This is a genomic window from Methanobacterium petrolearium (assembly GCF_017873625.1).
Classification (GTDB): domain Archaea; phylum Methanobacteriota; class Methanobacteria; order Methanobacteriales; family Methanobacteriaceae; genus Methanobacterium; species Methanobacterium petrolearium.
Window position 1 is genome coordinate 162,855 of record NZ_JAGGKL010000001.1, and the last position, 12,478, is coordinate 175,332.

The following is a 12,478-nucleotide window of genomic DNA, read 5'->3' on the forward strand; positions in this document are numbered from 1 at the left end:
TCGTAATTTTCAACTGTTCACATAACATTCATAAAAACTGCTCCATCATGAAAAATCCATTGAGTCACAAAGTGTCAACTCAATTTTAGACAATGTGAAGTATAGGGGGAAACTAGTCGAATTATTTATGTATTTATGTGTAAGAAAACATGCAGTAAATTGCGCATTTTGTCAACCAACTTATGGGATTATCTAAAAGCCATGAATCATGGTTTTAGGGTATTGAAATTATTCAAAATCTTTATAAATTGGTCATTTTCACTGCACATAGCACGTAAATCATTTTTATCATACGAAGTGGTGAATATGAACATATTTGAGGAATTAGGCGAGAAACAGTCGGTTTTTAAATGTAAAAAATTCTTAGATCACAGATTTTTGCCAGATAATCTTCCTCACAGAGAAGATCAGATTAAATCGGTGGCTAAATATTGGGTTGAAGCATTAACCAATGTAACACCTCCTGATGTGACGATATATGGTAAAACAGGCACAGGTAAAACAGCAGTTGCTAAATTTGCTAAAAAACAGTTGGATCAAATTTCCAAAGAAAAAAATGTTAATGTAAGAGTGGAATACATCCGTTGCACGGATTTCACAACAGAATATCAAGTCATTGCTAGATTATGTCAACAGATGGGTCAAGATGTTCCCTACCGTGGGTGGACCAAAGCAGAAGTTATTAACGCGTTTCGTAATCTTTTCAAGAGGAATGTTTTTGGAAATGATCTAATTTTGATTATAATCCTTGATGAAATCGATATTCTCTTAAAAAATGATGGCGATGGTCTTCTTTACACTCTTACACGAACTGATAATGTTTCCATTGCTTCTATAAGTAACTTCGTTGATTTTAAACAGTTCATTAAACCTAGAGTGCGCAGCAGTCTTCGTGATCGGGAGATTGTATTTCCCCCTTACAATGCACAACAACTGGTGGACATCCTAAATGAACGTTCTGATTTATCTTTCAACAGCGGAGTTCTCCAAGAAGAAGTCATACCCCTCTGTGCAGCACTTGCCGCCAAAGAAGAAGGCGACGCTCGCTATGCTCTTGATTTGTTACGCACATCTGGAGAATTAGCAGATGAAAAAGGAACAGAAATGGTCTATGAAGATTATGTTAGGGAAGCAAAGGATCAGATCGAACACAATAAAGTGACTGACATTGTAATGACCCTTCCCAGTCAGCAGCAGAAAGTCCTGGAGTCACTGATATTCTTAACAAAACATAAAGAAGAAATCACATCAGGCAGACTCTACGATGTGTATAAAGACATAACTAAGGGTGATTCTGTATCATACAGACGAATTTTTGATTTTATCAATGAACTAGAAATGTTAGGACTTATATCAACAAAAACAGTTTCACGTGGAAGGGGTAAGGGAAGAACAAATCTTATTACATTACAATGTGACATGGAGCTATTGGAAGATGCAATGTGGAGTGGTTGAATGTTAAATTCTCCCACACTTTTATAATATTCTTATTCTTTTTCACTCTTTTTAAACGATAATCGACCAATTTTAAGTATTTATTGTCCATATTAACGTTTTTATTATTCATATTCACTTTTTTTCAATCCTAAAATCAGTATTAAAATTTAGTATAGGCCAATAGTTTTTAAAATACATTATTTGATAATTGTTTTTAACAGAGCCATACGCACGGGAACTCCGTAAAAAGCTTGTTGGAAGTACCTTCCATAGGATGTGTTGTCCACGTCATGGGAGATTTCATCAACACGGGGTAGAGGATGCATTACAATGGCTTCACTCCCTCTAAGAAGCTGGGAGTCAATGGTATAAGCTCCTTTTATTTTCAAATATTCCTGTGGATCCGGAAATCTTTCTTTCTGTATTCTGGTAACATACAAAACATCAGCATAAGCCAGAACATCTCTTATATCCTCTGTTTCCTGAACACTCACCCCGGCATCTGCCAGATCATGGAGAATTTCACGGGGCATTTTAAGTTCTGGTGGTGACACAAAACTCATTTTGGCTCCGAACATGGCCAGTGCATATGAAAGAGAGTGTACGGTTCTACCATACTTCAAATCTCCCACCAGTGCCACGTGCAGTTCTTCAATATCACCTAAAATCCTTTTCATGGTGTATAAGTCCAGTAATGTCTGGGTAGGATGTTGCCCTGCACCATCACCAGCATTGATCACAGGAACGTCCACCATTTCAGACACATAACGGGCTGTACCTTCCATGTTATGGCGAATTACCATTGCATCAGTGTATTCTGCAACGATACGAACAGTGTCAGTTAAATTTTCACCTTTAGCAACAGAACTTGTTCCAGCCTCGGCAAAACCAACAGTACTCCCACCTAACCGTTTCATGGCAGTCTCAAATGAAAGGCGAGTTCTGGTGGAAGCTTCGTAAAACAACATTCCCAGAAGAGATCCAGAAAGCACATCAGATTTCTCTTGAGAACGGGCAACGGGTTCCATTTCTTCTGCTAATTTTAGAATGTATTCAATATCCCCCTTACTAAAGTCTTTAATGGAAATTATATTTTTTAAATTGAACCCCATACTGTTCACCACATATTGTTTACATTCTTTTATTATTCTCTTTAAAACATTATATCTTTAATAACATTATCATTTACATCACGTTTTTTTTGATTATTTATTTTTCAACTTACTTTGTTTGAAAATACAACAATTGACATTCATCAATCCTCAAAGTTTCCTTCCAATGGTTAAATAACCTGTATGGCCAGTCATCCTTGTTTTGGGACGTACACCCTTATCTTTCACTTCCATCTCACGCACCAAACATTCTAAACTCTTCAAATCAGAAAAATCACGTTTTTTAAGGATTCTGGTGAAGAGTTTCACCTGGTCTATGTAAGGAGTGTATGCCACCACAAATCCTCCAATTTTAAGGGAGGCTCTGGCATGTTCCACCACCTCCCATGGTTTGGGCAGATCCAGAAATACCAGATTCACTCCATCTTCATCAATACCTTCACTAACATCCTGACATTTCAGGGTTACATTCTGAAGGTCGAAGCCTTGTATGTTTTTTTCCGCCACCTGGGCAAAATCTTCCCTTAATTCATAGGAGTAAACATGTCCATTTTCTCCCACCAGATTTCCCAGGAATATGGTGGCTGCACCAGCACCAGTTCCGGCTTCCACCACTTGCTGCCCATATCCCAGTCCTGTGTAGGCAGCCATAACACCCAAATCTTTAGGGAGGATTATGGAACATCTCCGCTCCATGAGTTCAATGTAATCGTTTACATTGGCCTCTAACACTCTGAATTCCCTGCCAAGATGGGTTTTTAAAACATCTCCAGAGCTGCTATTTTCAATCTCCTCTTTTTTAATATAACCATGATCAGTGTGCAGGTCATCGTTACCTGTCAAAAATTTTTTACCCCTTTCATTGATTAGTATTTTCATTTATCATCATTTCCCTTACTTTTTTTTCTTAATTGATATTCTTTTTCGGGTTTATCTTTACCCTTCACTATAGATGTCTGCAACTGGTCAAATTCATCTGATGAAAGCAGGTAATTAGATTCAATTATTTCCCGGATACTTTTGGCGATTATATTTCCAATTCCTTCCACCTTTTTCAGGTCATCTGCACTGGCACTGAAAACACCATCTACACTTTTAAACTCTTCTAAAAGTTTTCGGGCAGTTACCGGGCCAACATTGGGCAGTGATTCAACAATGAAAAGTTGCTGTTCTTTCAGGGTTAAGGGTTTTTTCTCTGTCCGTACTTGCACATCATGGGGGCCCCTTTCAACTTCTCGCTTAGCAAGCCGATGGATCATGGCTGCAGTATCCTCAGGATTGCGGGTAGGTATTAGGGGTAGGTTGAAATCAACTGCCAGACTAGCCAGAGCCCCTCGGATAGCGTTTGGGTGTAATCCACTGCTGTAGAGATCTTGTCCTTCCAAGATCATCACTGGCCGGGGGAAGTTCTTTACCAGTTCCTTGGCCTGTTTGTACAATCTTTTATCAAGTAATGAGCTTACAAAGTCTTTACTACTTTTTCTTTCCACCGCCACCTGGGAACTTATTTGGTAATCCGCAACTGGAAGGTTGGTGAATTTAACGTTCACCTCCATGTTGCTTAATTCCCTGGTAACACCTGACCGGGCCTCACGGTGATCGATGTACACCATCAACTGTTTTTCATTGTTATCGGTATTTTTTTTCCTGTCCAGAACTTTAACATCCTCTTCATCAGCTACCAACGGTTTTTCAGGCTGATCATATCCATCGGCCAGTTGTCGTTTCATTCTTCTTTCTCGATGTACGCTGGAATAATAGAATGATTCGTCCCTGGTGTTTTTGGTGATGAGAACTATCATACGGCCCTTAGTAGTTCTTCCAGTTCGGCCACGTCTCTGGATCATCCTTATCTCCGAGGGGACTGGTTCGTATAGCACCACTAGATCCACAGTGGGAATGTCTATACCTTCCTCTGCTACACTGGTGGACACCAGTACCTGGTAAGTCTTCATCCGGAATGATTTAATGATCTTTTTCTGCTCTTTTTGGGTGAGTCCTTTTTCTGTCTCCCGATTTGCCTGTCCAAAAAACTTCACAGCCTTAATACCTTCACTTTGGCACTTATCATGGATCTCGTTAACTGTATCCCGGTACTGGCTGAACACAATAACCTGTTGGTTATTTTTTTCGGCTTTTTTAAGGATTTTCATCAGTTTTCCCAGTTTAGGATGTTCCACTCCTTTTTTATGAGCTTTTCTGGTTAGATAAACAGAGTTTTTAAAGTGTTCATCATTAAAAAGTCCTTTCGCTGCTTTGGTCTTTTTTTGTCGCATTCTTTGAAAGTAAGAGTCCAGGTTACTGATACCCTGCGTTTCTAAAAGTTCCAATGCGTGTATCACACTGAAAACAGCGGTTAACATGGAAATTGCCAGGAGACAGTTTCTGGGGGGTTTTACACTTCGTGACATCCGGTTTTGTACTTTTCCCCGGGCCCTTAGAATATCTTTCTTGGTAACCTGGTGGACGGAACTGATCACTCCCAGTTTTTTCAAACCCTTAAGACGATTTTTAAGAACAGTATCCAGATGGCTTTTTATGGCCAGTTGTTCCTTTTTTAAGTCTACTTTGACCCATTCTACTTCAATGGGGTTGAAGTATGGTTTGACATCAGGGTCATCCTCATTTTTCACCACTACTTCGTTGATGAAAAGATTCTGGCACACTTGCTGGATTCGTTCTTCTTCCCCACCTGGTGAGGCAGTTAACCCCAGTACAAGGGGATTTTCAGCTTTTTGAGAGTATCGGTTTGCCAGAAACACGTAGGAATAGGATCCAGTCCCCCGGTGACATTCATCGAATATCAACAGTGAAACATCTTTGAGAGAATAGCGTCCGGCTATTATGTCTGATTCAATGGTTTGGGGAGTGGCACAGATGATTTGAGAATCATACCATCTTTGAACACGTTCTTCTAACTTTATAGCGCCAGTTAAACTACTGGTTGTTGTTTTAAGGAAATTTCGGAAGGTTTCTTCGTGCTGTACTACCAGTGGTTTGGTAGGGGCTAAAAGGAGAATTTTACTATCTGGATATTTTTTAAGTCGTTCTGCAGCCACCAAAGCAGCCACAATAGTTTTACCCAAAGCTGTGGGGGCCACTATCATAGTATTCCCCTTTTTAATCACATTAGCTGCGAGTACCTGCTGATAAAGACGAGCTTCTATTTTTTCAGGGTTTATTAGAGGGTGTTGTATCCACCTTACCGATTTTGTTGAAGGGTGGGTTTCTTTTTGATGTTTATTTTCAACCATTTTTAATATCCTGAGTTTGGTTTGTTAGAATGACATATCTTGAACTAATACTATGTTTGCAATCTATAAAACTATTACAAAAATTAAAATCAATGGACGATAAAATAATCAAATTTATTCTAAATATGTGGAATCACGGTCTAAAAGAAGATTTGTGGATTTTTAGGAGAATATCCATAGTTACATCATATTTACTTGGATTCTATTTTATCAACTTTAAAATGATACTAAAATCAGTTAGGGTAAAATTTTATTGTGGATCCTTTTTCACTTGAAGACGATTATATCGAATAATAAAAAATAAGTGTTAATCCCCAAAAAAAGAAAGGGGGGAAGATTTTTTTATCGAGCACGGAAGTAACCAAACCCTATCAAACAGACCAACGCTATCACACCAACAATAGCCGCGGCTGGTAAACTGGAATCAGAAGTACCAGAATTACTTTCTTCTGAAACTTCATAAGCTTTAGCCTGTCCCTGTTCACCTGGACTGACACTTTCTTGAGATTCGGACTGTTCACTAGCTTCACCAACAACTCCACTACTTTGAGAGGAGGACTGGGAAGTAGTACCAGTAGATTGAGGCTGACTTGAATATTGGGGTTGAGTCTGCGATGGTGTTGGACTTGGAGCAAATCGTGCTTGTCCTGTTGCTTCATACATTTTAGTATTCAACTTGGAAAGCATGTCTGGGTTCAGATAAGTGGATGCCCACTCAACTAGGGCCATGTTAGCACATGTGCAATCACAACAAGCTACCCCACTGGTAATAACGGATTCAGCCCATTGATTAGCCAAATCCATTTTTATGGCGTCATTAGTCTGCCAGTATTCTTTCCGAGCTGCATCCATCATTTTAGCATACATGGATTGTGCAGCATATGGATTGTTGGAATTAAACCAATTTTTAATACCTAAACCATATTTATCCTGCACATACACCTTATACGCATCATCCCACATTCCATTAGTCACTGAACCCGGACTGGTTACATCCCACATGAACATATTTTCCACAAAGCCAGTGATTGCACGGGCACCCGCTGATCCGTGACCTTGCATGGCCAGAATCCATTTGGGGTTATAGTATGTGGTCCTCACATCCTTAGCCAGAGATTCAGAAAGGGATTCAATAAGGGGATTATTTGGGTTTTCTAGGTTGCTGATCCACATTAAGGGATCATTACCAGAAACAGTTCTAATGGCCAGTCCTAAACCACCAAAGTAGGCAGCGTAGTCATCTCCACTTAGTAACGTGTTGGCGTCGACGTACCTTCTGAACATAGCAACCTGACTGGAAGCAAGGTTCATGCTGTAAAGGTCAGACGTGTGCACTGAACTTCCACCTAATCCATAGACATTTCCAAAGGTTTCAATGTAGGAGTCAGCCAGTTTTTCGTCTGATTCCCAAGTGTCACTCATAACAATAGCATCTTCCAATGGATTATGATGATTTCCAGGTTCTTGTGAGAATATACGTGACGTGCTGGCATTTATAGCCTGGGTTTCATTGTATCCTAGTGCAATTAGTTGCTGATAGATGGCTTCAGAATTTAACTTGACATAATTGGGATATGTAGTGTCATTAGCGGTTGCTGCTAATCTAATGGCTTTATCCAAGACGTCTAAAGTGTAAGGATAGTCGTTGAGATAAAGTGCAGTTGTAGTTACCAAGACATCGATTCTTGGTCTTCCCAGATTTTCAATGAGTTCCACACCAGTTATGTACTTGGAAACAGGATCTCGAATAGGTTTTACACCCAAAAGGTACAATATTTCTGCTTCCATAACCCCTTTATCTTGTATGGTGTGTGTGGCCCAGAGCATGAAGGCGATTTTGGTTGGGCACTCTCCTTTTTCTTGCAGATAACGAGCAAGCATTTCATCAACAAGTTGTACTCCAATATTCCACGCTTCTTCTGTTGGCATTACTCTAGGATCGAAGGAATAAAGGTTAGTACCTGTTGGAAGAACTTCAGGATTCTTAATAGGATCACCCATAGCTCCAGAAGGAACATAACCTCCATTAAGTGCCTCGAGTAAACTATCAATTTCCTGATTACATTCACCTAAATAACCTTTGTATTTTATAGCTAGGTTAAGGTAATTAGTCATTTCTGGAGATTCTTTTCCTAAAACTGCGTTTTGGGCCTCTGAAACTGTTTTGTTCTGTATTAAGGTTTGATTTAGCAGCTGATAGATCTGTTCATCGGTTAAGTTATTGTTTTGCATGTACTCTCTAAAATTATATCCAAGGAGCGATTGTACCATGTAGAGCATTTTATCTCCTGTGGGAACTGTTCCCAGAATATGCAGACCATTGGTTATGAATTCCGATTCAAGTTCTGTCAGATAGTCATGAATTTTATCTGCAAATGCATCGAAATTTGTTGTTGCCAGGGTCATATCTAGGTTAAGGTCCTCGTTGAGTTTTAAATCCAGGACCAGTTGAGTAATGCTTTTTTTGTATTCTTCTTTAACACTGAGATCTATGGTGGTTTCGTACTGTTCTATTTTATCTGAAAGTACGGCCAAGTCTCCGTAAAGCCCGGCTATGGTCATTGAGGGTATTAAATGACTGATGATTACTGCATTTTGCCTTCTTTTAGGTAGAGTACTTTCACTTCCTTCTACCGTGAATACATATATCACAGGCATGTCCTGGCTGACTATTGCTGGCCAGTCATTTTCACAGTCAAGTCCAGATCCACTTTTACCAGGTAGCCAAGCTACAGTTCCGTGTTTTCCAAAGTCAATTACTGCATCTGCACCGAATCCATTGTTGAGCCAGAAGTAGAAAGCCAGGTATTGGTGAGTTGGTGGCACAGTTCCACTGTGGTAAAGTGCGTCCTGATCCTGGTTGTATCCACGTGAGGGTTCTGGTGCTATTATAACATTACCAAACTGGATCACGGGTAGAACCAGATATTTTTTACCATTTTTTTCGTACATCATGATGTCACCTGGTGGTTCTCCCCACATATCAATGACTTCTTGACGTTTAGCGGCGTTTAAACTGTTAAACCAGTTTAAATATTCTTCTTCAGATATTAAAATTACTGGGTAGTTCTCAACCAGTTTTTTTAATTCTCCTGGTGCCCAGAGTCCAATGTTCAAGCCCTGATTCCTGGTGAGATTAACCAACGTTTCAGTATCAGGTAACGGTTCCTTACCTAAATTGTATCCGCTGTCTTTCAAAGCCTGCAATAGTTCTGGTATACTGGCGTAAACATCTAAATGAGATGCTCCTACTCCTTTATCTTTACCAGTTGGACTCCAGTAGACAATAGCTACTTTTTTCTCGGAGTTTGGAGTGTATTTTGGGTTGAGTTTAATCCATGCCTTGCAGCAGTCAACCATCCACTGAATTTGTCTGTCGATAGGAACATTTATCGTGATACCCGCTGCGGTTTTTTCTTCTGAAGCAATAACAATTGGTTCAATGATTCCCTGTATTTCCATGTTGGCCATAGTGTAAGATAGATCACTAGAAGAAACACCTATAGTTGCATTTAACCACTCTTCGTATGTTCCATCGGAAGTCAATGCCTTTACAATAGGCACGTTCAAACGTTCCAGTTCGACAGTTACGTTATCCAAAGGGATCACTGTGTTCCAGCTAGCTGCTCTGTAGTGGATTATTAGATCAGCAATGGATGCATCATCTTTTATTAGATATTGGTCAACGACTGGTTGTCCTTGCGCATATCCTTCGTGATCGTAGAAGTAAGGTACAACGTTGTAATCAAGTGCTTCAAAAGCTCTTACCAGTGCATCAATAACTGCAGTGTTTAAATTATTGTAGGCACTTTGTCCAAAACAGATAGCTACTGTTGGTTGGGCACTGTCATAGTTCGTATACCAGCTTAAGTAACTGGTTAAATTAGTGAAGTATGTGGTGGCATCAGGGTGGTATATTCCTTCTTTAGGAAGTTTTATTGGGGTTAGTGGATTTCCACCTGCATTAATTGAGTTTAAATCCAATAATTTAACGCAGAGATAATCTATCAGATTGTTTGAATTGTGAACACTGGTGGTGGTCATGTACAAATTTGTATTTTTCCAGTAGGTAGGGATCCAGGAATGTTGGGTCATGTTAACATTACCCACTTCTCTCCAATCAGCAATGCTGTATATGGCTCGGGTAGCGACTATAGTATTAGATGCCATGGCTTCCTGAAGTCGAATTTTTAGAGATTCATAGTCTGGTGTGCTGGGCCATATTGCATCTACAAAGATCATGTCGAAACTTTTGAAGTCCATATCTGATGGTATGGCATTTTTTCTTATTATGGTACTTTCAATGTCCTGTCTATTGTTTATGGCTGCAATTAACGCAGGGGATATGTTTGAAGTTCCTCCAAGGCCTCCAAGAAGGAATAAAACCTTTGGTTTACCAAGATGGAAATCAACATTGCCTGTCTGTAGTTGACTGCTATTTTCGGAAACATTGGTTGTTACTTGCTGGGATGATGGTTTATGATTGGGGTAATTTGCGGTTACATTAAAACCGGTTAAATTACTTAAAAATTGTAACTCGTATTTTCCATCTGGACCAGTTAAAGTACTGGCCAGCAATTCACCATCATTTTCCGCATTTACAGTCACTTGAGGGAATGGTTCATTGGTTGTACAGTCTAAAACTTGCCCTTTAATCACTGTATTCAACAACTGGTTTTCAGAAACCGAATTATTTTCTATATCATGGGGGTCTGTTGTTGAAATTGGATTCTGCTCTATCACCCCATCCGTGGTTTTTTCTGCTGATACTGCTCCAGAAAGAGCTAATGTGAAAACAAGGCAGGTTAATAATAGAAACATTTGTTTTGTCACCTGTTTTCTCATATTTTTTCACCTCCTTTTTTTTAATATTATATTTGGGTCAGCATTACTAGTGTAATACAATATATATACTTTTATCTTATTACTAAAATAAAAAATAGAGTTTAATCGTAATACAAATTTAATAAGTAATAAAAAATTATTGATTTTCCACGATTTTTCAATAAATAAAATTTAAGTTACATAAACATTAATCACGATTTATCATGATTAAAAATTAGAAATTTAGCTTTATTTTCATTTTTGATATTTAAATTTATTAAAAACGGGGTAATCACACCAATTATGGATGTATTATGCAAACTAGAATCGGATGTTCCAGAATTACCCCGCGTGGAAACCTCATAAGCCTTATCTTCGCCCGATCACCACGAATTCTAAAAAATCAGAGTACAAAGTTTAAAAAAAGCAGGGGGGGGAGGCTGAGTTTTGTTCCTAATAAGTCTTCTCACAGACATTACTACTATGTGACGTTTCTAGATTTCTAATCATTTTCAATGTTGTGTGGGGTAGTATTCAACCAAACCCCAATTTTCCTAGAGTTCAGTGTTGAGGAGGGGGTTAGTATATTGATTTATCTGAATTGAAAGCTTTGGAAAATAAGAAAAATAATGTTAATCCCATAAATTAACTTTTTATGGATATCAAATTCTTCCAGTCATCAAATACTACATCTAATCCGCACATACTGGGCACGTAGTTTGCTGCCTTGGCAGAATCAACACCGATCACTTTAAAACCCAGGTCTTCTATAGGAGCTACCACCATGCAGGTATCACAGACAACATGACCACCTGCCTTTTCAATGGTTTTAGTGTAGCCCATTCTATCAGAAGCAGCTTTAATGGAGATGGAGGTGCACACCCACAATTCATTGTCAAGCCGTTTATCCGTTAAAAACCTGGCAACTTCACCGATCTCTTCTAAAGAAGCATGAGGACATCCAAGACATACCAAATCCGGTTTTTTGCTGGAAATGGATAGTTTTTCCCGGGTTTCTTTGACATTTTCCCGGGTTATGGTTAATTTATCCAAATTGGCAAGCTGTTTATTTACATCCTTATATTCTGGAGTTACCTTCTCCACATGGTAAAGAGCCACAGCTCCTGAAGAAGCCAGCGCAGCACCTAGGGCTTTTAACTCGTTAACTTTTGGGATTTTTTGCTTGTTACTTTTTAATTGGAAATAGGGCACACCACTTCCCACTGTTTTCCCAACCTGGTATCCCAGTGCACCGTAATCAGAGCCATTTAAGGGGGTTTCAACCTCTACCAGCAGGTTGGGAATTCTTCCTTCATCCAAATGGTAACCGTAATTAGGGGTTCTTCCACATATGGCTGCGGATAATGCTCCTGGACCTCCTTCCCTGTTGGTCCGGGCTCCCAAAACTGAGTTAGCATAACAAACAGCAGACGACTCTGACCAGGCAACGTGACTGCCTAATATGGGCACATTACCTACAAGGTAGGGAGTGCAGGTGCAGGTGGTGCTGATTCCCATTTTACGGTAGGAGTCTACAATAAGGAGCTGTTTTTTGGTGAATTCTTCACTAAAACCAAGTTCATGCCACTGGTCCAGATCAACGCCTGCCGGGTTGAGGGTGCTGGGAACACGAACCTGGGCACCTTCACCAACCAGATCCTCCAGGTACTCTAAACCTGCATCCCCAATGGTTTTGTAGGAAACTCCGGATATTTGGGCGGATACTACTTCTACCATACCATTGGCTTGGTAAATATCTCCCAGAGCAACCAAAATTTCCATGGATTTTGCCACAGCAGGCCCATATTCGCCTGCATACATTTTTTCCTCTTCTCGGGTAAGATGCATGAA

Annotated in this window: 6 protein-coding genes; 1 reads left to right on the forward strand and 5 read right to left on the reverse strand. The window is 39.6% G+C overall.

The features are described 5' to 3' along the window. Positions 1-306: 306 nt before the first annotated feature. Positions 307-1,455 carry an orc1/cdc6 family replication initiation protein gene (locus J2743_RS00785; RefSeq protein WP_209624417.1) on the forward strand — a complete coding sequence of 383 codons (1,149 nt, stop codon included), beginning with the start codon at positions 307-309 and terminating at the stop codon, positions 1,453-1,455. A gap of 179 nt (positions 1,456-1,634) precedes the next feature. On the opposite strand, the gene pyrB is transcribed toward J2743_RS00785, so the two are convergent. The 5 genes from pyrB to J2743_RS00810 form a co-directional block, all read right to left on the reverse strand. Next, complete coding sequence (gene pyrB / locus J2743_RS00790) at positions 1,635-2,549, reverse strand: aspartate carbamoyltransferase (RefSeq protein ID WP_209624419.1); 915 nt, start codon at positions 2,547-2,549, stop codon at positions 1,635-1,637. A gap of 150 nt (positions 2,550-2,699) precedes the next feature. Then, a complete protein-coding gene (locus J2743_RS00795) occupies positions 2,700-3,428 on the reverse strand; it encodes a tRNA (adenine-N1)-methyltransferase (protein ID WP_209624422.1) in 729 nt (242 codons plus the stop codon). Next, positions 3,425-5,803, reverse strand: coding sequence for a DEAD/DEAH box helicase (locus tag J2743_RS00800; RefSeq protein WP_209624424.1), 2,379 nt, complete (start codon positions 5,801-5,803; stop codon positions 3,425-3,427). The genes J2743_RS00795 and J2743_RS00800 overlap by 4 nt, the downstream gene beginning before the upstream one ends. Before the next feature lie 342 nt (positions 5,804-6,145). After that, positions 6,146-10,648, reverse strand: a complete 4,503-nt coding sequence (locus J2743_RS00805; protein ID WP_209624426.1) for a cobaltochelatase subunit CobN — start codon at positions 10,646-10,648, stop codon at positions 6,146-6,148. A gap of 624 nt (positions 10,649-11,272) precedes the next feature. Further along, positions 11,273-12,475, reverse strand: a complete 1,203-nt coding sequence (locus tag J2743_RS00810; protein WP_209624428.1) for an aconitase X — start codon at positions 12,473-12,475, stop codon at positions 11,273-11,275. Between the last annotated feature and the right edge of the window lie 3 nt (positions 12,476-12,478).

Coding starts and splice junctions, on each gene's coding strand:
- pyrB (WP_209624419.1), bottom strand. CDS start 2,549: ATGGGGTTCAATTTAAAAAATATAATTTCCATTAAAGACTTTAGTAAG.
- J2743_RS00795 (WP_209624422.1), bottom strand. CDS start 3,428: ATGAAAATACTAATCAATGAAAGGGGTAAAAAATTTTTGACAGGTAAC.
- J2743_RS00810 (WP_209624428.1), bottom strand. CDS start 12,475: ATGCATCTTACCCGAGAAGAGGAAAAAATGTATGCAGGCGAATATGGG.
- J2743_RS00805 (WP_209624426.1), bottom strand. CDS start 10,648: ATGAGAAAACAGGTGACAAAACAAATGTTTCTATTATTAACCTGCCTT.
- J2743_RS00785 (WP_209624417.1), top strand. CDS start 307: ATGAACATATTTGAGGAATTAGGCGAGAAACAGTCGGTTTTTAAATGT.
- J2743_RS00800 (WP_209624424.1), bottom strand. CDS start 5,803: ATGGTTGAAAATAAACATCAAAAAGAAACCCACCCTTCAACAAAATCG.